At 68.3% G+C, this 19,516-nt stretch carries 18 protein-coding genes; 10 read left to right on the top strand and 8 right to left on the bottom strand.

Annotated elements, in window-relative coordinates; all coding sequences use genetic code 11:
- The first annotated feature begins 11 nt into the window (after window positions 1-11).
- Window positions 12-1,649 (top strand): M48 family metalloprotease, encoded by a 1,638-nt coding sequence (locus ACR2JA_RS17550; protein WP_434010356.1) that lies wholly within the window; start codon window positions 12-14, stop codon window positions 1,647-1,649.
- 10 nt (window positions 1,650-1,659) lie between these two features.
- Here the strand turns inward: ACR2JA_RS17550 and ACR2JA_RS17545 are convergent, their stop codons facing one another.
- Both ACR2JA_RS17545 and ACR2JA_RS17540 read right to left on the bottom strand, forming a co-directional pair.
- Entirely contained in the window at window positions 1,660-1,998 is a 339-nt protein-coding gene (locus ACR2JA_RS17545; RefSeq protein WP_434010355.1) for a phage holin family protein, read from the bottom strand.
- A 76-nt stretch (window positions 1,999-2,074) separates the two neighbouring features.
- Complete coding sequence (locus tag ACR2JA_RS17540; protein ID WP_434010354.1) at window positions 2,075-2,800, bottom strand: TerC family protein; 726 nt, start codon at window positions 2,798-2,800, stop codon at window positions 2,075-2,077.
- A 403-nt stretch (window positions 2,801-3,203) separates the two neighbouring features.
- Here ACR2JA_RS17540 and ACR2JA_RS17535 point away from each other — a divergent pair, with 403 nt between their 5' ends.
- Complete coding sequence (locus ACR2JA_RS17535; RefSeq protein WP_434010353.1) at window positions 3,204-3,611, top strand: DUF3717 domain-containing protein; 408 nt, start codon at window positions 3,204-3,206, stop codon at window positions 3,609-3,611.
- Between the two features lie 33 nt (window positions 3,612-3,644).
- On the opposite strand, the gene ACR2JA_RS17530 is transcribed toward ACR2JA_RS17535, so the two are convergent.
- Complete coding sequence (locus ACR2JA_RS17530; protein WP_434010352.1) at window positions 3,645-4,412, bottom strand: MBL fold metallo-hydrolase; 768 nt, start codon at window positions 4,410-4,412, stop codon at window positions 3,645-3,647.
- 362 nt (window positions 4,413-4,774) lie between these two features.
- Between ACR2JA_RS17530 and ACR2JA_RS17525 the strand changes: the two genes are divergently transcribed.
- Complete coding sequence (locus ACR2JA_RS17525; RefSeq protein WP_434010351.1) at window positions 4,775-5,719, top strand: PEP-CTERM sorting domain-containing protein; 945 nt, start codon at window positions 4,775-4,777, stop codon at window positions 5,717-5,719.
- 81 nt (window positions 5,720-5,800) lie between these two features.
- Here the strand turns inward: ACR2JA_RS17525 and purB are convergent, their stop codons facing one another.
- Entirely contained in the window at window positions 5,801-7,216 is a 1,416-nt protein-coding gene (gene purB, locus ACR2JA_RS17520) for an adenylosuccinate lyase (RefSeq protein WP_434010350.1), read from the bottom strand.
- Between the two features lie 133 nt (window positions 7,217-7,349).
- Here purB and ACR2JA_RS17515 point away from each other — a divergent pair, with 133 nt between their 5' ends.
- Together ACR2JA_RS17515 and ACR2JA_RS17510 are read left to right on the top strand one after the other, a co-directional pair.
- A complete protein-coding gene (locus ACR2JA_RS17515; RefSeq protein ID WP_434010349.1) occupies window positions 7,350-7,964 on the top strand; it encodes a glutathione S-transferase N-terminal domain-containing protein in 615 nt (204 codons plus the stop codon).
- Between the two features lie 246 nt (window positions 7,965-8,210).
- Window positions 8,211-9,419: a cyclic nucleotide-binding domain-containing protein gene (locus ACR2JA_RS17510; RefSeq protein ID WP_434010348.1), complete on the top strand. Its 1,209-nt coding sequence runs from the start codon at window positions 8,211-8,213 to the stop codon at window positions 9,417-9,419.
- Between the two features lie 103 nt (window positions 9,420-9,522).
- On the opposite strand, the gene ACR2JA_RS17505 is transcribed toward ACR2JA_RS17510, so the two are convergent.
- From ACR2JA_RS17505 to eat, 4 genes are read right to left on the bottom strand one after another with little or no spacing between them, the layout of a single operon-like run.
- Window positions 9,523-10,431: an HTH-type transcriptional regulator ArgP gene (locus tag ACR2JA_RS17505; protein WP_434010347.1), complete on the bottom strand. Its 909-nt coding sequence runs from the start codon at window positions 10,429-10,431 to the stop codon at window positions 9,523-9,525.
- 43 nt (window positions 10,432-10,474) lie between these two features.
- Window positions 10,475-11,314 (bottom strand): ethanolamine ammonia-lyase subunit EutC, encoded by an 840-nt coding sequence (eutC, locus tag ACR2JA_RS17500; protein WP_434010346.1) that lies wholly within the window; start codon window positions 11,312-11,314, stop codon window positions 10,475-10,477.
- Window positions 11,311-12,705: an ethanolamine ammonia-lyase subunit EutB gene (locus tag ACR2JA_RS17495; protein WP_434010345.1), complete on the bottom strand. Its 1,395-nt coding sequence runs from the start codon at window positions 12,703-12,705 to the stop codon at window positions 11,311-11,313. The genes eutC and ACR2JA_RS17495 overlap by 4 nt, the downstream gene beginning before the upstream one ends.
- A 41-nt stretch (window positions 12,706-12,746) precedes the next feature.
- On the bottom strand, window positions 12,747-14,141 hold the full coding sequence (eat, locus tag ACR2JA_RS17490) for an ethanolamine permease (RefSeq protein WP_434010344.1): 1,395 nt from the start codon (window positions 14,139-14,141) through the stop codon (window positions 12,747-12,749).
- A 239-nt stretch (window positions 14,142-14,380) separates the two neighbouring features.
- Between eat and ACR2JA_RS17485 the strand changes: the two genes are divergently transcribed.
- The 5 genes from ACR2JA_RS17485 to ACR2JA_RS17465 all read left to right on the top strand — a co-directional run.
- Complete coding sequence (locus ACR2JA_RS17485; protein ID WP_434010343.1) at window positions 14,381-15,379, top strand: helix-turn-helix domain-containing protein; 999 nt, start codon at window positions 14,381-14,383, stop codon at window positions 15,377-15,379.
- A 132-nt stretch (window positions 15,380-15,511) separates the two neighbouring features.
- Window positions 15,512-16,153, top strand: coding sequence for a LysE/ArgO family amino acid transporter (locus tag ACR2JA_RS17480; RefSeq protein ID WP_434010342.1), 642 nt, complete (start codon window positions 15,512-15,514; stop codon window positions 16,151-16,153).
- Window positions 16,154-16,247: 94 nt separating this feature from the next.
- Window positions 16,248-17,954 (top strand): flavin monoamine oxidase family protein, encoded by a 1,707-nt coding sequence (locus ACR2JA_RS17475; RefSeq protein ID WP_434010341.1) that lies wholly within the window; start codon window positions 16,248-16,250, stop codon window positions 17,952-17,954.
- A gap of 97 nt (window positions 17,955-18,051) precedes the next feature.
- Complete coding sequence (locus ACR2JA_RS17470; protein ID WP_434010340.1) at window positions 18,052-18,855, top strand: carbon-nitrogen hydrolase family protein; 804 nt, start codon at window positions 18,052-18,054, stop codon at window positions 18,853-18,855.
- A gap of 253 nt (window positions 18,856-19,108) precedes the next feature.
- A partial coding sequence (locus ACR2JA_RS17465) for a LysR family transcriptional regulator (protein ID WP_434010339.1) occupies window positions 19,109-19,516 on the top strand: 408 nt, incomplete at its 3' end.

Below are 19,516 nucleotides of genomic sequence, written 5' to 3'. Positions count from 1 at the left end.
ATCATACGGTCATGACCCGTTGTGCCCGACCCGCTGGCCCGCTGGCCCGCCTGGCTTTGATGTCTGCGCTGGCCCTCTCACCCTTGCTGCTGTCGAACACGGGGCCGGGGGTTGCACGGGCGCAGTCGGCTCCGCCTGCGTCGGTTCTGCCCAGCCTGGGCGATGGGGCCGAGCTGTCGGTGGCGGCCGAGCGGCGCCTGGGTGACAGCTTCGCGCGCGACATTTACCGCGACCCCGATTACCTGGACGACCCGGTGCTGGGCGACTACCTGATGGCGGTCTGGCAGCCGCTGCTGGGTGCGGCGCGCACGCGTGGCGACGTGCCGCCCGAGCTGGCCGAGCGCCTGGCCTGGGAGCTGATGATCTCGCGCGACAAGCGGGTGAACGCGTTTGCCTTGCCGGGCGGCTACTTGGGGGTGAACCTGGGCCTGCTGGCCGTGACCGACACGCCGCAGGAGCTGGCCAGCGTGCTGGCGCACGAGCTCAGCCACGTGTCGCAGCGGCACATCGCGCGCATGATCGCCCGCCAGGACCGGGGCGCCCCCTGGCTCATGGGCGCGATGATCCTGGCCCTGCTGGCGGCCCGCGCCAACACCGAGGTGGCCAGCGCCGCCATGGTGGGTGGTCAGGCGGTGGCGGCGCAGACGCAACTGAAATTTTCGCGCGACATGGAGCGCGAAGCCGACCGCGTGGGTTTCGGCGTGCTCAGCGGTGCGGGGTTCGATCCGACCGGCTTCGTCACCATGTTCGACAAGCTGCAGCAGGCCGCCCGCCACAACGACGACGGCGCTTTTCCGTATCTGCGCAGCCACCCGCTGACCAGCGAACGCATCGCCGACATGCAGGCGCGCCTGCCCCTGGTATCCAGCGGACCGCGTGTCGGGCCCTTGGCGGGCTCGCCCGTGGCGACAGCGGGGAGTGCGTTGCCAACCCTGGGCGGCCTGGCCTTGCGGCCGGAGGCGGTGGCGCCGCCGGTCACCACCGCCTGGCACGTCCTCATGTCCGCGCGGGCCCGGGTGCTGGCCGAGAACAGCCCCGACCGCTGGCGCGCCTGGCTGCAGCACGGCCTGCGGGCCGGTGCGACGCCGGCCGATCTGTACGCCGCCGCCCTCTCGGCCCACCGCCTGCGCCAGCACGACCAGGGCCTGGCCCTGGCGCAGCGCCTGGCCAGCCAGGCGGGTGCCGACACCCGCTGGGCCGCCGACGCGTTGTGGATGGAGCTGTGGCTGGCGCCCGGCGCGTCGCAGCCGCCGCTGGCGGACCGTGCGGTGGCGTTGCGCGACGCGGCGCTGGCCAGCGGGCAACGCTCGGGCCTGCTGCTGGGGGCCCAGGTGGCGCAGGCCACCGGCGCGCTGGCGCCGGCCACGCAGCGCCTGAACGACTGGGTGCTGACCCACCCGCGCGATGCACAGGCCTGGCAGGTGCTGGCCCAGTTGCACCAGGCGCAGGGGCAGCGTTTGCGGGCTTTGCGTGCCGAGGGGGAGGCGCGCGCCGCGCAGCTCGATTTCGGCAGCGCGGCGGAGCATTTCAAGGCCGCTCAGGCCCTGCCCGCCGCCGACCGCGCCGCCGATCCGATGGAGCTGGCCATCGTGGACGCGCGCCGCCGCGAAGTGGAAGCGCAGGCGCGCGACGCCTTGCGCGAGGATTGACGCCGACGGCTCAGCCTTTGAGCGCCGCGTCCACCACCAGCATCAGCGCCGAATAGATCAGCGAGCCCAGCAGCGCGGCCAGGAAGCCGTTGACGTGGAAGCCATCGAGCACACCCGCCGCGGCCCAGAACAGCAAGGCGTTGATGACGAACAGGAACAGCCCCAGCGTGACCACCGTGACCGGTAAGGTCAGCACGATCATCAATGGGCGCAGCAGCGTGTAGAAGATGCCGACCACGGCGGCGGCGATCAGTGCCGAGCCGAAGCTTTGCACCTGCACACCGGGGTAGAGGTAGGCCACCAGCAGCAAGGCGCAGGCGGCGAGCAGCCATTTGAGGACGAATTTCATGTGGCCAGCATAGCGCAGCGGCCACAAAAAAGGCGGCCCCTTGCGGGCGCCGCCTTCATGGGCGCGTTGCCGGGGCTCAGGCCGCTTCGGCCGGCGGCGGGTTCTTGGCCGCCATGTACTTGCCGATGGCCAGCACCAGCAGCGCACCGATCACGGCAGCGCCATATTTGATGGCCGAGGACTGCTCCAGCTTGGGCATCCAGGTCCACTGGGCCGGGTCGGCGAAAGCCGGATCGGTCACCAGCATGCCACCGGCGATCCAGCCCAGCAGCATGCCGCCGGCCACGATGATGATGGGGAAGCGCGCCATCAGTTTGATGACGAGCTGGCTGCCCCCCACGATGATGGGGATGGAGATCAGCAGGCCCAGGACCACCAGCAGCGTCGAGTGTTCACCCGCGTGCTGGGCCGCGCCAGCGATGGCGATCACGTTGTCCACGCTCATCACCAGGTCGGCCACGATGATGGTCTTGATGGCGGCGAACAGCTTGTCGCTGCCCTGGATGTCGCCGTGGCCGTCTTCGTCCGGCGCGATCAGCTTGACGCCGATCCACACCAGCAGCAGCGCGCCCACGAACTTGAGGAAGGGCACGTTCAGCAGCGTCATGGCGAACAGGATCAGGACCACGCGCAGGATGATGGCGCCAGCGGTGCCCCAGATGATGCCCTTGGTCCGCTGTGCGGGCGGCAGCTTGCGGCAGGCCAGCGCGATGACCACCGCGTTGTCGCCGCCGAGCAGGATGTCGATGATGATGATCTGGCCCAGCGCGACCCAGAACGCGGGTGAAGTGAGAAATTCCATGAGTGCCTCGATGTGTCAATGGTCCGGCACTGGGTGCCGCCTGTGCATGCCCGTGCCGGTTCGTTGTGAGGGCTGGCCGGGCGCATCAAGGGCGTCTGCCGGGCGCCGCGGGGCGGCGCGCCATGGGAGGACACTGGCTTGAAGGGCCCGGACGGGCCCATCAAAGGTCTTGCCCGACCCGGTGCTGCGGTGCATCACCGGGCTCGGACCGCCGGGAGCCAGAGGCTCCGTGTTGACGACGGTCCGAACGCCTGCCCATGGCGGTGTGGCACACACCATGGAAACGCAGGGCTACTCCCCTTCGAGTGCCGCGATTGTATCGGCCGGGTTCCGGGCGCGATCGTCATGGGCATACGGACTTTCCACAGACGATCGGCTGGGCGCTGGCTATGATCCCGTCCCCATGGCAGCCCTCCACATCAGCGACATTGAAGCCGCCATCAACCACTGGCGCAAACGCTCACCGGCCGGTGCCGGCTCGCTCGCGCTCGGGCCGGACTTGAACGCGCTGGCCGAGCTGTACGGCCGCATGGCCTACGCGCGGCAGACCGAGGTGGACGAATCGGCGCTGAGCGAGCAGGCCCGCGCGGCGTGGCTGGCGTGGTTCGAGACCACCCCCGACACGCCCTGCATCGCCATCTGTTCCACCAGCCAGGGTGATGACGTGTGCAAAGGCTGCGGCCGCAGCTTCGACGAGGTGCAGCACTGGACCGCGATGAGCCCGGTGGAAAAGCGCGCGGTCTGGCGCCGCATCACGATCGACGGCCGCTCCTGGCGCTTCAACCGCTACGCCGAACGCGCGATCGAATGACCGCCGGGGCGGCCGGGACCTGAATGGCCGTCCTCAGTTGGGGATGCAGTAGTTCGCCTGCGTCAGGTGGTCCACGCCGCAGCTCAGGTTCTCGATCCAGTCGATGAACTCCTTCACCGCCGGGCCCGCCAGCGGCGCGCCGTGCTGCGGCACGATCATCTGGATCGGCAACTGCCGCGCCATGTGGGCCCACAGCCTGAGCACCTTGCCCGAGACCATGTAGCGGCGATGGAAACCTTCCATGCGGGGCAGCAGCGGGGCCAGCGAGGTGGCGGGCTTGGCCGCGTCGGCCGAGGTGCCCAGCGACACGCCCAGATCGCCCGAAAACAGGATGCGGCTGACCGGGTCCCAGAACTGGAAGTTGCCTTCGGCGTGCATGAAGTGCGCGGGCAGCGCCACGATCTCGCTGCGCCCCAGCGGGATGCGCATGCCCGGGTCCGGGATGCCGACGATGCGCCCCACCGTCTTGCCCGGTTTGCAGAAGTGCGGTGCAAAACGCTCCCACAGGCGCGAGATGTAGAGCGTGGCCTGGGTGCTGGTCATCCAGCGGTCCAGCGAGGCGATGATGTCCGGGTCCGCGTGCGAGGCCAGGATCTCGGTGAGCTTGTTGGCCGGGAAGTAGCGGCCGATGGTCAGCAGCAGCTCGTTGTAGGCCATGTTGCCGCCGGGGTCGATGATGGCGCCCTGCTGGCCGTCGATGACCAGGAACTGGTTGGCCTGCACGGCCTCGCCGCCCTCGTCGCTGAGGTGGGCAAACATGAGGCACACATGGCCGTCTTTGTTGAACAGTTCGATGGCCATGGCCTATTTCTCCGTTGGCATGCAGGGTCGCTTGTGTGCGACAGACCCGCCGGCAAGCGGGGCGCAGGCGGGTGACTGTAGGTTTGTAACAGGAGGTCCCGTTTGAGCCAAGTCAAGCCGGACGGGAATGCTCTGGCAACTTTTTCACGCTGTGGCCAGCCTTTGATGTGCGCATGCCACATCACTTGAGCCGAAGCAGGTGCTGTGCAGCTTCATCGTGTGGTTTCAGGTGGACGCTGCGCGAAAAGTATTTCGAAGACAGTGATTTTTTGCTGCGCCGGCCGCCAAATGGCACTACCAAAAATGTTACAACCCAAGGATTCATAGTTACAAGCGTGTTTGATTCAAGGGAGTGCTTTCTGATGAGACATTTCGCGATCAACCGCTGGGCAGCCAGCGTCTTGGTGTCGGCTGTCTGCGGCAGTGCAGGGGTTTGGGCCGCACCGGTCATTGCCCTCGACACCGCCGCGGCTGGCTCCAGTGACTTCAATGGGACCAGTGAGTATTCGCAAACGGAAGTGTCGTCGACCGGAAAGAGGGCGTTCCAGTCCTCTTATGGCATGACCGGTTTTGCGTCTTCCATGGCCTATGCAGATGAACTGGGCGCCTATGGGGTCAACGTCGTTGCGGGAGGCAAGGCTCACGGCCGTTCTGGGGCTTCGCTGCTGTACACCTTGACCAACACATCGGACACGGTGCAGGCGATTTCCATGGGTTTTGATGTGTTCGCAGGTAGCCTGCTGAACACGACTTATGGCGGTTCCTGGAGCGCAGGGGAGTATCTGCGGTCGGAATACCTGGCCAGCATCTCGATGGGGGCCAGCACACTGTTCAGTTCGGGCGCCGTGCTCACGACCAACTCGTCGGGCAGCACGCTCGCACTTTCCGGCACACGCCTGAACGACGGCGGCGACGATGGCTCCGATGCCCACTATGGCTGGGCCGATGGCCACTATTCTCTGTCGCTGGGCACGCTGGGGGTCGGACAGTCTCTGCAGGTGCTGGCGGCGGTCAAGACTTGGGTGCATGCCGACACGGGCATGTACTACTCGGACGATTTCTATGCCGATCTCGTGAAGGGCGCCTGTGTGATCGTCGACACGCCGGACTGTGTCGAAGGCGCGGCGATCGCAAACTACGGCGATCCAGCGGCGTTTGGCGCTTCTCCGGGCAATCCGTTGATGTCGGCAATCCGATTCAACGTGGCGGCGGTCCCCGCAAACGATGTGCCCGAACCGGCCACCAGCGCCCTGCTTGTGCTGGCACTGGGCCTGCTCGTCTGGCAAACGAAGCGTCAGCGGGGTTGATGCTCCAGCACGTGTTGTGTGCGCTTGAAAATTGAAAAGGGGCCCGAGGGCCCCTTTTCAATTTTTCGTCAAGATCTTGTTTCAGACCCGCCGTGCGAGCTCGGTCGCCTTGCCCACGTAGCTGGCGGGTGTCATGGCCAGCAGGCGGTCTTTTTCGGCCTGGGGAATCTCAAGGCTGCGGATCAGCGTGTGAAGGGCCTCGGCGGTCACGGTCTTGCCGCGCGTGACTTCCTTGAGCTTTTCGTAGGCACCGGCCACACCGAAGCGGCGCATCACCGTCTGGATCGGTTCGGCCAGCACTTCCCAGGAGGTGTTCAGGTCGTCGGCCAGGGCCTCTTCGTTGAGTTCGAGCTTGTTCAGGCCGGTCATCAGCGAGTGGTAGGCCAGCACGGCGTAGCCCAGGCCCACGCCCATGTTGCGCAGCACGGTGGAATCGGTCAGGTCGCGCTGCCAGCGGCTGATTGGCAGCTTCTCCGACAGGTGCTTGAGCACGGCGTTGGCCAGGCCCAGATTGCCTTCGGCGTTCTCGAAGTCGATCGGGTTGACCTTGTGCGGCATGGTCGACGAACCGATTTCACCGGCCTTGAGCTTCTGCTTGAAGTAGCCCAGGCTCACGTAACCCCAGATGTCGCGCGAGAGGTCGATCAGGATGGTGTTGGTGCGCGCGATGGCGTCGAACAGCTCGGCCATGTAGTCGTGCGGCTCGATCTGGATCGAATACGGCTGGAAGGTCAGGCCCAGGCCCAGCGGCTCGGGCGTCTCGATGACCTTGCGGCTGAAGGCTTCCCAGTCGAAGTCGGGCCAGGCGGAGAGGTGGGCGTTGTAGTTGCCCACGGCGCCGTTCATCTTGCCCAGCAGCTTGACGCCGCCGATGCGTTCGCGCGCAGCGGCCAGGCGCACCACCACGTTGGCGATTTCCTTGCCCACGGTGGTGGGGCTGGCGGTCTGGCCATGGGTGCGGCTGAGCATGGGCACGGCCGCGAACTGGTGGGCCATCTCGCGCAGCTTGGCGATCACGCCGTCCAGTGCGGGCAGCAGCACCGCGTCGCGCCCGCCCTTGAGCTGCAGGGCGTGGCTGGTGTTGTTGATGTCTTCGCTGGTGCAGGCGAAGTGCACGAACTCGGCGGCGTGCTCCAGTTCAGGGCGGGCGTCGAACTTGGACTTGATCCAGTACTCGACGGCCTTGACGTCGTGGTTGGTGGTCTTCTCGATCTCCTTGATCGCCACCGCATCGTCTTCGTTGAAGTTCTTGACCAGGCCCATCAGGTAGGTGCGGGCACCGGGCGAGAGCGGCTTGAACTCGTCAAAGCCGGCGTCCGACAGGGCGATGAACCAGGCGATTTCCACCTGCACGCGGCGGTGCATGTAGCCCTGTTCGCTCATGAAGGGGCGCAACGGCGCCAGGCGACCCGCGTAGCGGCCATCCAGCGGCGAGAGGGCAGAAATGGGGGTGAGGGGGGCGGCGTGGGCCGCGGGGGAGGAGGAGGTCGGTCGCATCCCCGGATTGTAGGAGGCGGCCACCGGCGGGTCGCGCCGCCGGGCGGATGTGACGGGGTGGCACGCGCGCAGCGGCGGGCGTCGATAAAATGGCCGCTCGCATCCGCCCCCGAACCCCGAACGACACCGACCCATGAAACTCATTGGCGCCATCACCAGCCCTTACGTGCGCAAGGTCCGCGTTGTCATGGCCGAGAAGAAACTGGACTACCAGTTCGTCCAAGAAGACGTGTGGTCCGCCGACACCGGCATAGCCACCTCCAACCCGCTGGGCAAGGTGCCCTGCCTGATCATGGAAGGCGCCGAAGCGGTGTTCGACTCGCGCGTGATCGTCGAGTACCTGGACACGCTGTCACCGGTGGGCAAGCTCATCCCCCCTTCGGGCCGCGAGCGCGCCGAGGTCAAGACCTGGGAAGCACTGGCCGACGGCCTGATGGACGCGGCCATCCTGGCGCGCCTGGAAGCCACGTGGTCTGGCCGCAGCGAAGAGCAGCGCTGCCAGGCCTGGATCGACCGCCAGCTGGGCAAAGTCGATGGCGCTCTCAAGGCCATGAGCCACGGCCTGGGCGACAAGCCGTTCTGCTCGGGCATCCACTTCAGCCTGTCGGACGTGGCCGTGGGCTGCGCGCTGGGCTACCTGCTGTTTCGTTTCCCGCAGATCGAGTGGCGCACCACCTATCCGAACCTGGCCCGCCTGTCGGACAAGCTTGCGCTGCGCCAGAGCTTCATGGAGACGAGACCGTCCTGACCCCCCTGCGCCGCTGACGCGGCTTCCCCCCTGCTGCGCGGGGGGACGCACCCAGTGGCCGGGCGGAGCCCGTTCCACGGGTGCCCTGTATGCGGTCACGTGCTCCGGCTGAGCCTTGGGTCTGCTGTGGTGCCGTCGCGCGTGCTGTGGTGTCGTGGGCGCGGCCGGATCTCAAGTTCCCTCGTGGGTGGCCGATAGGCAGTCAGGGGCGAAGCGGTCGTCGCGGCCCCGTCGCCGTGCCACACCATGAACTCCACCACCGCTCCTGCCCGTCCCAGCGTCCTGTCCATGCCCGTGGGGCCGGACGAGGGCTTCACCCAGCAGCGCTTCTACTCGGGTGACGTGCTCTACACCGAAGGCATGCCGGCCCACCACCTCTACGTGATCAAGGAGGGGGCGGTCGACATCTACATGGTGCGCGAGGAAAAGCGCGTGGTGGTCGAGACGCTGGGTCCTGGGCAGTGCTTTGGCGTGCCGGCCCAGCAGGTCAACGGCCGGCGCAGCAACAACGCCGCGGCGCGGTCGTACTGCGAGCTGTACCTGGTGGGCTACGACACGCTGGAAGACGAACTGGGCGACACGCCCAAGTTCACCCGTGGCCTGCTGCGTTCGCTGGTCGAGCGGCTGGAGGTGGCGCACGAACTGATCGCCACGCGCGTCAACTACCAGCCCGACATCCTGGTCTACGCGCAGCTGCTGCAGTTGCTGGGCATGGCCGAGGTCGGCCGGCCCAAGAACGAGGTGCGCGGCGGGGCGGGCCCTGCCGTGCTGGCCAGCCCGCTGCTGACCGATGTGTTCACCCAGGCGCGTGGCCTGCTGGGCCATTCGGACCTGCACATCCGCAACAGCATCGGCAAGCTGATGCGCCTGCACCTGATCCGCGTCGACGACGAACACGGCAACGGCAAGCGCGTGATCTTCTCGCCCCGGGACATCGTGCACCAGGCCCGGCGCATCACCGAAGACCAGGCCGACACCGAGAAGGTGAGCTACGAATACGTGAGCGTGGACGAGTTCGCCGCCATGGTGGACGTGGACCGTTCGCTGCTGCTCAAAAAGCTCGCGGGCAGCGAGTTTTCGGAAGACATCTTCACCTTCCGCAAGAGCGAGGTGGTGCGACTGCTCAACGACAAGGGCAAGAAGTTTTTTGCCGACCGCAAGGTCAAGACGCCCGACCAGTTCACCGACGTGGACGACCTCGTGTTCGCCGATCAGAAGTCGCTGTTCGACGCCGTGGGCCGCTGCGACCTGTACGACCTGGCCAAACTGCTGAGCAGCCTGGAGGACGAAACCCTGCGCCAGAAGCTGCTGGCCTGCCTGGCGCGCAGCAAGCGCGAGGAAGTGCAGCAGGACATGGCCAGCATGGGCGCGGTGGACCCGATGGAGGTGCTGCAGACTGGCCGGGCGCTGGTGGCGGCGGTGCGCGAGAAGATGTTGGCGAAAAGACCGGGGTAGGGAGATTCCCCCGCTGCTGAGCGGGGGGAATCTCCCTGTGGCCCGGCCCGTGCCCCGGTGTAACTGGATCGGGCACGGGCTTTGGGGTGTCTCTCGATTCAGATCATGTGGAAACCTGCGGCAGCACGGCATGCGCCGCCGCCTTGACCGCCTGCGTCAGCCGCTGCGCCGACAGCGGCTCGCGCGCCCAGTGCTGCCAGTACAGGGTCACGTCCACTGTGGCGCCGGGCAGAAGTTCCACCAGACCCGGCCTACCTTGCAGGTGCTGCTCGGGCACCATGCCCCAGCCAAGGCCCAGCTCGATCGCGCGTTCGAAGGCGTCCACCGCGGGCGCGTAGTGGCGCGGGTAATTGGGCTGTTTGAGGCCAAAGTGCTGCAGCAGAAAGGCGTCCTGCAGCGCGTCCTTGCGGTTGAAGATGATGGCTGGGTGCGCCAACAGCTTGTGCGGCGACACCGCCCCGCGCGGCGTGCGGCAGCGCTGCACCACCTGGGGTGCGGCCACACAGCTGTAGCGCATGACGCCCAGCGGTTCGGCCACGCAGCCGCGCATGGGTTCGGCCAGTGTGGTGACGCAACCGATCACGTCGCCGCTCTTGAGCGCGTCGTGCGTGTGGTCCTGGTCGTCGATGGTGATTTCCAGCAGCAGGCGGTGGCGCTGCAGCAGCGGCGCCACCCCAGGCAGGAACCAGCTGGCCACGGAGTCGGCGTTGGTCGCCACGCTCAGGCTCTGCCAGGCCGCCCCGCCGCGCGCTTCGCCCCCACCTTGCAGGCCGGCCAGCAGGTCGGCCTCCATCATCTGCAGCTGCTTCACGTGGGCCAGCAGGGCCTGGCCGGCGGCCGTGGCGCGCACCGCCTTGCCGCGCACCAGCAGGCGCTGGCCCAGGTGTTCTTCCAGCGACTTGATGCGCAGCGACACGGCCGCCAGGGTGAGATTGAGCGACTGCGCGGCAGGGCCGAAGCCGCGGTGTTCGACCACGGCGGCCAGGGCTTCGAGTTGGCGGGCGTCCAGCATGTCCGATTGAAACTTGAGCGAACCGGGATCGGTTCAACCCAGTTTAACCAGACAAGTCCTGCTTGGAGGCGCCGGCCACCATGGGCAGGCCGCTGTGGTCCTTGAGGCCGACGCCGGTGATGCCCAGGCGCAGGCCTTCGTGCACCAGCCAGGCCAGACGGCGCGCGGCGGTGAGCGGATCTTGTCCTGCGGGCCGAACGTTGGAGATGCAGTTGCGCTCGGCGTCGGTGCGGCCGACCTTGGGCGCATGGGTCAGGTAGATGCCCACGCTGTCGGGCGAGCTCAGGCCGGGGCGCTCGCCCACGATCATGGCCACCATGCGCGCACCCAGCTGTTCGCCCACCTCGTCGGCCACCGCCACGCGGGCCTGGCCCACCAGCACTGGCGGGCTGAGCGTCATCTGGCCGCCCAGCGCGGCGCGGATGGCCGCCAGCAGGGGCACCACATGGCGCTGGATGCCCAGGGCCGAGAGGCCGTCGCCCACCACCAGGGCCATGTCGGGCGCCGGGTGGTCGGTGCGCCAGGCCTGCAGCGCGGCGACGCTGGGTTCGTCCAGCCGGCGCCCCAGGTCGGGGCGCAGCAGGTATTCGTGCCGGTCGTGGGCGCGGCTGCGCAGGCGCAGCGGTGACGGCCAGTCGTCGGTCACCAGCGCCTCGGCCAGGGTCGCCTCGTCCAATGGCAGGTGGATGGCGTCGCGCGCCTGGGCGTGCGCCAGGGTGAAATCCAGCACCTCGCGCGTGGGCAGGCTGGCACCGGTGCGGCCGAGCGCGATGCGCGCGGGCGTGAAACGCCTGAGATGGGCCCAGGGGTCGGCGCCGCTGGCAATGCCGTTGTCGATGCCGCGGTCGGGCGCTGGCGGCACGGTCGGGATGTCCTTCGTCATGCGGGCTCCGGCAGGGTCCACAGCCGCTGCGTCAGTGCGCCCTGTGCGGTGGCGGGCAGCAGGCGGCCGTCGGCACCGGTCACGCCCACGCGCTGCAACCAGGCCTCGAACTCGGGCGCGCGCTTCAAACCCAGCAGGTCGCGCAGTACCAGCGCGTCGTGGAAGGAGGTGCTCTGGTAGTTCAGCATCACGTCGTCGGCGCCTGGCACGCCGATCAGGAAGTTCAGCCCCGCGCTGGCCAGCAGCACCATGAGGTTGTCCATGTCGTCCTGGTCGGCCTCTGCGTGGTTGGTGTAGCAGATGTCGCAGCCCATGGGCAGGCCCAGCAGCTTGCCGCAGAAGTGGTCTTCCAGCCCGGCGCGGATGATCTGCTTGCCGTCGTAGAGGTACTCGGGGCCGATGAAGCCGACCACGGTGTTGACCAGCATGGGCCGGTAGCGCCGCGCCACCGCGTAGGCGCGGGCTTCGCAGGTCTGCTGGTCCACGCCGTGGTGGGCGTTGGCCGAGAGGGCGCTGCCCTGGCCGGTCTCGAAGTACATGACGTTGTCGCCCACCGTGCCGCGCTTGAGTTCAAGCGCCGCGGCGTGCGCCTCGTCCAGCACCGACAGCGTGATGCCGAAGGAGCGGTTGGCCGCCTCTGTGCCGGCGATGGACTGGAACACCAGGTCCACCGGCGCGCCGAGGGTGATGGCTTGCAGCGTGTTGGTGACGTGGGTGAGCACGCAACTTTGTGTGGGCACGGCGCCGCGCTGAATCACCTCGGCCAGCACGTGGTTCAGGCGCACCAGGTCGGGCACGCTGTCGGACACCGGGTTGATGCCGATCACCGCGTCGCCCGCGCCGTGCAGCAGGCCGTCGATCAGGCTGGCGACGATGCCGGCCGGGTCGTCGGTCGGGTGGTTGGGCTGCAGCCGCACGCTCAGGTGGCCGCGCAGGCCAACGGTGTTGCGAAAGCGCGTGACCACCTCGCACTTGCGCGCCACCAGCATGAGGTCCTGGTTGCGCATGATCTTGCTGACCGCGGCCACCATCTCGGGCGTGAGCCCGGGCGCCAGCCGCGCCAGCGCCGCGGACGTGGCGGCGTCGCTCAGCAGCCAGTCGCGCAGCCCACCCACCGTCAGGCCGCTGACCGGCGCGAAGGCGGTGCGGTGATGGCTGTCGATGATCAGGCGCGTGACCTCGTCGGTCTCGTAGGGGATCAGCGCCTCGTCCAGGAAGCGCTGCAGCGGCACGTCGGCCAGCACCCAGCGCGCGGCCACCCGCTCCTGCTCGGTGCCGGCGGCCAGGCCGGCCAGGGCATCGCCCGAGCGCAGCGGTGTGGCCTTGGCCATCACCTCGCGCAGGCTGCCGAAGCGGTGGGTCTGCAGTCCCAGCGTTGCGCTCAGGTTCACGTCAGCGGCTCCTCGGTGCGGGTAGGGTCACACAGTGGATTTCATTCTGCCGCAGCCGCCAGCATGGCGTCGTGCGGTGCGGCTTCGCGCTGCGCGGCGGTGAGGCGGAAGTAGGCGTAGCCCAGCCCCATCAGGCCCAGGAAAATGAGCGAGAGCAGCTGGTTGAAATACACCACCGCCACCAGACACACCAGGCCACAGACGATGGCGATGGCCGGGAACAGCGGGTACAGCGGCGCGCGGAAGGGGCGGTCCAGCTTCGGCTCGCTGGCGCGCAGTTTGAACAGCGACGCCATGGACATGATGTACATGACCAGCGCGCCCAGCACCGCCATGGTGACGATGTTGGCTGTCAGCGGCAGGCCGCCGATGGTGACCCACTGGTCGCTGAACACCGCCGCGATGCCGACGATGCCGCCGCCGATGAGGGCGTTGACCGGGGTGCGGAAACGCGGATGGACTTTGGCGAACATCGCCGGCAGGTAGCCGGCGCGGGCCAGAGCGAACATCTGGCGCGAATAGCCCAGCACGATGCCGTGGAACGACGCGACCAGGCCGAACAGGCCGATCCAGACCAGCATATGCAGCCAGCCACTGGACTCGCCCACCACCATCTTCATGGCCTGGGGCAGCGGGTCGTTGATGTTGGCGAGCTTGGACCAGTCGCCCACGCCGCCGGCCATGACCATGACCAGGAAGGCCAGTGCCACCAGCGTCAAGATGCCGGTGATGTAGGCGATGGGAATGGTGCGCTTGGGCTCCTTGGCCTCTTCGGCGGCCATGGCCGCGCCCTCGATGGCCAGGAAGAACCAGATGGCGAACGGGATGGACGCGAAGATGCCGGCCCAGGTGCCCATGCTGAAATCGGGCGAACCGGCCCAGCCGTTGGCGGTGAAGTTGGCCAGCGACCAGCCCGGGGCGACGACGCCAGCGAACACCAGCAGCTCGACCACCGCCAGGATGGTGACGAACAGCTCGAACGCCGCCGCGATGCCCACACCCAGGGCGTTGAGCGCGATGAAGATCACGTAGGCACCGACTGCGGCCCACTTCGGGTCCAGCGCCGGGTACTGCACGTTCAGGTAAGCGCCGATGGCCAGCGAGATGGCCGGCGGTGCGAACACGAACTCCACCAGGGTGGCGAAGCCGGCGATGAAGCCGCCGGTGGGCCCGAAGGCGCGGCGCGCGTAGGCGAACGGGCCGCCGGCGTGCGGGATGGACGTGGACAGCTCGGTGAAGCTGAAGATGAAGGTGGTGTACATCAGCGCCACGAACAGCGTGGCGACCAGGAAGCCCAGCGTGCCGGCGCTGGCCCAGCCGTAGCTCCAGCCAAAGTATTCGCCGGAAATGACCAGACCGACGGCGATGCCCCAGAGGGAGAAGGTGCCCAGCACGGGCTTGAGCTCCCGGCTGACCTGTGTGGATGCAGTGGACATGGGATGTTCTCGTGTGGAGTGGAAAAGGCCCGAACGGCTCGGGCGGCCTGGCGCGCATCTTGGTTCGCCGGTCCGCTTTGCCCTATCCCGGATCGGAAACACGCCCCGCCGTGGCGCACTTTTTCCGAAACGGGATAGCTCGCGGCGCTTCTCCCGCGGGTTTTCCAGCAGGCCGGGCGTGGCACGGAACTTGATACTCCCGCTGCACCCCGGCGCCGCGCGCGCCGAAGGAGTCCGCCATGACCGTTGCCAGCCCCACCCCGCCGACCGCCTTCCGCGTCAAACGCACGCGCGAGGTGGACGTGCACGCCCGCAACCTCGACGCCTGGGACCAGGACTACGTGCAGACCTCGCCCGGCGTGTTCCAGGGCCAGGTGCGCGAGCTGTTCGACGGCCCGCTGCAGGCTTTTGAAGAAGTGGCCAACTGCGCCACGAGCCAACACTGCCGGCCCTGGCAGGGCGGCGTCTGGCTCGGCCTGTCGGTGCTGGAACAACCCGAAGGCCTGCGCTTCATGGGCCGCCCCGTGGGCGGGCACGAGCTGATGATCGCCGACGGCAGCGAGCCGTTCGACCTGCAGGTGCCGGCCGGCCACGGCCTGTATGGCCTGGTGTTCGACCCGGCCGAACTGCTGGACCACGTCCGCACCCGCGACCAGGCCGACGCCACGCCCGCACACCGCCCCGGCGTGCGCCTGCAATCGCTCACGCCGCTGCAGCGCATGCGCCTGGTGGGTCTGCTGCGCGAGGTGCTGCGCGGCCTGGAAGCCGACCCCGGCGCCCTGATGTTCGAGCCCAGCCGGCGCAGCCTGCGCGACGCACTGCTCACCGTGCTGGGCGACACGCTGATGCCGGCTGGCCAGGCCGACGCCATCACCCCGCGCCAGCAGCGCCGGCAGGACGTGGTGCGCCGCGTGCGCGAGCTGGTGACCGAGCAGCCGCAGGACTACCTGGGCGTGGAGCGGCTGTGCGAGGCACTGCACATCACCCGCCGCACGCTGCAGAACTGCTTCCAGGACAGCCTGGGCATCAGCCCCGCCAGCTACCTGCGCCTGGTGCGGCTGAACGCCGTGCGGCGCGAACTGCGCACGGCGGACACCGGGCAGACCATCACCGATGTGGCCGCGCGCTGGGGCTTCTGGCACATGGGCCACTTCAGCCACGACTACAAGGCGCTGTTCGGCGAAACGCCGTCGAATACACGTGAGCCCCCACGCTCCGCCGCTGCGCGGGTCGCTTGACTCAATTCATTTTTAACCAACTCGATTTCGAGTTGAAATGGTTTAACAAAACCGTCTGCAGCGGCAGACTCTTGTTCCATCACCGGTGCAGCCCCCACGACGGTCTGCCCGCCACTGAACCAGAGAACCGCCATGACCCTGACCTTCCCCACCTTCACCGCCGGCATGCTGCTGAGCATGTCGCTCATCATGGCCATCGGCCCGCAGAACGCGCACGTGCTGCGCATGGGCCTGCAGCGCCAGCACCTCTGGCTCACCGTGGTCGTCTGTGCGCTGGCCGACATCGCCCTCATCTCCCTGGGCGTGCTGGGCCTGGCGCAACTCGGTGGTTTGAGTGACAAGCTGCTGGGCGCGCTGATCGGCGCTGGCGTGCTGTTCCTGGGCGTGTACGGCTGGCAGGCGTTCCAGCGCTTTTTGCGCCCACAGCAGCTCGCGGTGCTCAAGACCAACGACGGCCAGACCCGCCAGGCACCGCCGCCGGTGAGCCAGCGCCAGGCCATCCTGTCGGCCCTGGCCTTCTCCTGGCTCAACCCGCACGCCTGGCTGGACACCGCGGTGCTGATCGGCACCGCCTCGCTGGCCTACGGCCAGGGCAGCACCGCCTTCGGCCTGGGCGCGGCCACCGGTTCGCTGGTCTGGTTCCTGCTGCTGGGCGCCGCGGCTTTCTGGCTGGGCCGTCGCCTGAACTCGCTGCACATCTGGCGCGTGCTGGACGGCGCCGTGGCGCTGATGATGTGGGGCACGGCCGGCTGGCTTCTCTCTTCCCTGGTCTGACACCATGAAAACGAACAGCGACCAAGCTACACACGGCAGCCCTGCTATGCCCGAATCCAAGGCCCCCGTGGAACCGGCTTTGCCGGGCCACAGGGTGCGTCCCCCCGCGCAGCAGGGGGGAAGCCGCGAAGCGGCGCAGGGGGGTCCTTCCGCACTCCCTCCGGTCACCATCTTCGGCCCGGACTTCCCCTTCGCCTACGACGACTGGCTCCAGCACCCGCAAGGCCTGGCCACGCTGCCGCCCCAAATGCTCGGCACCGAGGTCGCCATCGTCGGCGCCGGCATGGCCGGCATGACCGCAGCCTACGAGCTGATGAAGCTCGGCCTCAAGCCCGTCATCTACGAGGCCTCGCGCATGGGCGGGCGCCTGCGCTCGCAACCCTTTGAAGGCGGCCAGGGCGTGGTGGCCGAGCTGGGGGGCATGCGCTTCCCGGCCTCGTCCAGCGCGTTCTTCCACTACGTGAAGCTGCTGGGCCTGCAAACGAAACCCTTCCCCAACCCGCTGACGCCCGCCGCCGGCAGCACGGTGGTCGACCTGGAAGGCCAGACCCACTACGCGCGCACCCTGGCCGACCTGCCGCCGCTGTTCACCGAGGTGGCCGAGGCCTGGGCCGCCGCGCTGCAAGAGCTGGGCTTCGGCGACCTGCAACTGGCCCTGCGCCAACGCGACGTGCCGCGCCTCAAGGCCCTGTGGAACGCGCTGGTGCCGCTGTGGGACGACCGTACCTGCTACGACTTCGTGGCGCAGTCGAAGGCGTTCTCCAAGCTCTCGTTCCGCCACCGCGAGGTGTTCGGCCAGGTGGGCTTTGGCACCGGCGGCTGGGACTCGGACTTTCCCAACACGCTGCTGGAAATCCTGCGCGTGGTGCTGACCGGCTGCGACGAAGACCAGCACCTGATCGTGGGCGGCGTGCAGCAGGTACCGCTGGGGCTGTGGGCGCACGCGCCCGAGCAAATCGCCCACTGGCCCGCCGGCACATCCCTGGCCCGCCTGCACGGCGGCGCCACGCGGCCCGGTGTCACCGCCATCCGTCGCGCGGCATCGGGGCAGCTCGCCGTCACCGACGCCTGGGGCACCGTGCGCGAATACCCCGCCGTGCTCGTCACCTGCCAGAGCTGGTTGCTGACCACGCAGATCGCGGTCGAAGAATCGCTGTTCTCGCAGAAGCTGTGGATGGCGCTGGACCGCACGCGCTACATGCAGTCGAGCAAGACCTTCGTGATGGTCGACCGCCCGTTCTGGAAGGACGTTCATCCGGCCACCGGCCGCGACACACTGAGCATGACGCTCACCGACCGGCTCACGCGCGGCACCTATTTGTTCGACAACGGACCGGACAAGCCGGCCGTGATGTGCCTGAGCTACGCCTGGATGAGCGACGCGCTCAAGATGCTGCCGCACCCGCCCGCCAAACGCGTGCAGCTGGCGCTGGACGCGCTGCGCCAGATCTACCCCACGGTGGACATCGCCGGCCACATCGTCGGCGACCCGATCACCATCTCCTGGGAAGCCGATCCGTATTTCCTCGGCGCCTTCAAGGGTGCCCTGCCCGGCCACTACCGCTACAACCAGCGCATGTACGGCCACTTCATGCAGGACGGGTTGCCCGCCGCCGAGCGCGGCATCTTCCTGGCGGGCGACGACGTGTCGTTCACGCCCGCGTGGGTCGAGGGCGCGGTGCAGACCTCGCTCAACGCGGTCTGGGGCATCGTCCACCAGCTGGGAGGGCGCTGCGCAGCGGACAACCCTGGGCCAGGTGAGCTCTATCCAACCCTGGGACCCGTGGCCTTGCCAGAGTGAAAATGCCCCCACGCTCCGCCGCTGCGCGGGTCGCTGCCCCCCATGGGGGCGCGTTTCGCCTTGGGGCGGCCCGGCGGCGAAACCCTGACTGCACATCATGCAAGACCTGACCCTCGCCCTCTGGCAGACCCCGCACCCGGCCAGCAACGCCGAGGCGCTGCAACGCCTGGACGCGGCCTGCGCACAGGCCCGCGCGCGGGGCGCCGACCTGCTGGTCACGCCCGAAATGTTCATGACGGGTTACGCCATCGGCGCCGAACGCGTGGCGGCCCTGGCCGAGCCGGCCGACGGCCCACTGGCCCAGTCCGTGGCGGGCATCGCGCAGCGCCACGGCATGGCCATCGTCTACGGCTACCCCGAGAACAACCCGGGTGAAAAACCGTTCAACGCCGCCCAGGCCATCGCGCCCGACGGTACGCGGCCGATGAACTACCGCAAGACCCACCTGTTCGGCGACATGGACCGCGCGCAGTTCAGCCCGGGCGACACGGCACCGCAGGTCTTCGAATGGCACGGCTGGAAACTGGGCCTGCTGATCTGCTACGACGTGGAATTCCCCGAAGCCGTGCGCGGCCTGGCGCTGCAGGGTGCCGACGCGGTGCTGGTGCCCACCGCCAACATGGAACCGTTTGACGAGGTGCAGCGCGTGCTGCTGCCGGCGCGAGCGCTGGAGAACAGTCTGTGCCTGGCCTATGCCAACGCTTGCGGGGCCGAGGGCGCCCTGGCCTACAACGGCCTGAGCTGCGCCATCGGGCCGGACGGCACCGTGCAGCATCGGGCGGACAAGGGCGAACACCTGCTGATCGCCCGGCTGGATGCGGCGGCGCTGCAGCACCGCCGGCTCCATTCGCAACTGCCCGGCCGGCGCGCCGATCTCTACAGCCCGCTGGCCCAGACTTGAGCGGCTGCGCGGTCGGGTCACCGGCCACACGGCCACCGGTGCGGCCGTCCCCACATCGGGCACCTCCGGTCAGAGGTGCGCCTGTTGCTGCCATGTGCCGAGTGGGCGGGGCTGGGGGGCGGGTGGCCTGCCAGGGCGGGCAACAGGGTGGGTGGACGTATTGAAGCGCCCGGCCAGCTTTCTGTCCAATACATAATTGCCGACCATCCATCTGATATACAGATGGAACAAGACAACACGCGCAAGGCCTCCGATGGAACTGCGGCAGCTCAAGTACTTCATCGCGATCGCCGACAGCGGCAGCTTCTCGGCCGCGGCCGAACGGGTGTTCGTGGCGCAGTCCGCGCTGAGCCACCAGATGGCGCAGCTCGAAAGTGAACTGGGGGTGGGGCTGTTCCTGCGCACCCGCCGCGGCGTGGCGCTGACCGACGCGGGCCAGCGCTTCTACCCGCACGCGGTGTCCATCCTGCGGCAGACCGACGAGGCCGCGCAGGCCGCTCGCAGCGGCAGCGCCGAACCCAGCGGCAAGGTCGTGTTCGGCATACCGCACAGCGTCTCGCAGGCACTGGCCCTGCCGCTGCTGCGCGCGGTGCGCCAGGCCCTGCCCCAGGTGCAGCTGGAGCTGACCGAAGAACTCACCGGCAACCTCACGCCGCAGCTG

It is taken from the genome of Hydrogenophaga sp. (assembly GCF_051007235.1).
GTDB lineage: Bacteria > Pseudomonadota > Gammaproteobacteria > Burkholderiales > Burkholderiaceae_C > Hydrogenophaga.
The sequence above is the reverse complement of the archived record's forward strand: the minus strand, read 5'-3'. Positions and strand labels throughout refer to the sequence as shown.

Bases quoted from the DNA above. Each gene is read 5' to 3' on its own strand.
- ACR2JA_RS17540 (WP_434010354.1), bottom strand. From the start codon at position 2,800: ATGGAATTTCTCACTTCACCCGCGTTCTGGGTCGCGCTGGGCCAGATC.
- ACR2JA_RS17505 (WP_434010347.1), bottom strand. From the start codon at position 10,431: ATGCTGGACGCCCGCCAACTCGAAGCCCTGGCCGCCGTGGTCGAACAC.
- ACR2JA_RS17530 (WP_434010352.1), bottom strand. From the start codon at position 4,412: ATGGCCATCGAACTGTTCAACAAAGACGGCCATGTGTGCCTCATGTTT.
- ACR2JA_RS17535 (WP_434010353.1), top strand. From the start codon at position 3,204: ATGGCAGCCCTCCACATCAGCGACATTGAAGCCGCCATCAACCACTGG.
- ACR2JA_RS17515 (WP_434010349.1), top strand. From the start codon at position 7,350: ATGAAACTCATTGGCGCCATCACCAGCCCTTACGTGCGCAAGGTCCGC.
- ACR2JA_RS17480 (WP_434010342.1), top strand. From the start codon at position 15,512: ATGACCCTGACCTTCCCCACCTTCACCGCCGGCATGCTGCTGAGCATG.
- eat (WP_434010344.1), bottom strand. From the start codon at position 14,141: ATGTCCACTGCATCCACACAGGTCAGCCGGGAGCTCAAGCCCGTGCTG.
- ACR2JA_RS17525 (WP_434010351.1), top strand. From the start codon at position 4,775: ATGAGACATTTCGCGATCAACCGCTGGGCAGCCAGCGTCTTGGTGTCG.
- ACR2JA_RS17545 (WP_434010355.1), bottom strand. From the start codon at position 1,998: ATGAAATTCGTCCTCAAATGGCTGCTCGCCGCCTGCGCCTTGCTGCTG.
- ACR2JA_RS17470 (WP_434010340.1), top strand. From the start codon at position 18,052: ATGCAAGACCTGACCCTCGCCCTCTGGCAGACCCCGCACCCGGCCAGC.
- ACR2JA_RS17550 (WP_434010356.1), top strand. From the start codon at position 12: ATGACCCGTTGTGCCCGACCCGCTGGCCCGCTGGCCCGCCTGGCTTTG.
- eutC (WP_434010346.1), bottom strand. From the start codon at position 11,314: ATGACGAAGGACATCCCGACCGTGCCGCCAGCGCCCGACCGCGGCATC.
- ACR2JA_RS17485 (WP_434010343.1), top strand. From the start codon at position 14,381: ATGACCGTTGCCAGCCCCACCCCGCCGACCGCCTTCCGCGTCAAACGC.
- ACR2JA_RS17510 (WP_434010348.1), top strand. From the start codon at position 8,211: ATGAACTCCACCACCGCTCCTGCCCGTCCCAGCGTCCTGTCCATGCCC.
- purB (WP_434010350.1), bottom strand. From the start codon at position 7,216: ATGCGACCGACCTCCTCCTCCCCCGCGGCCCACGCCGCCCCCCTCACC.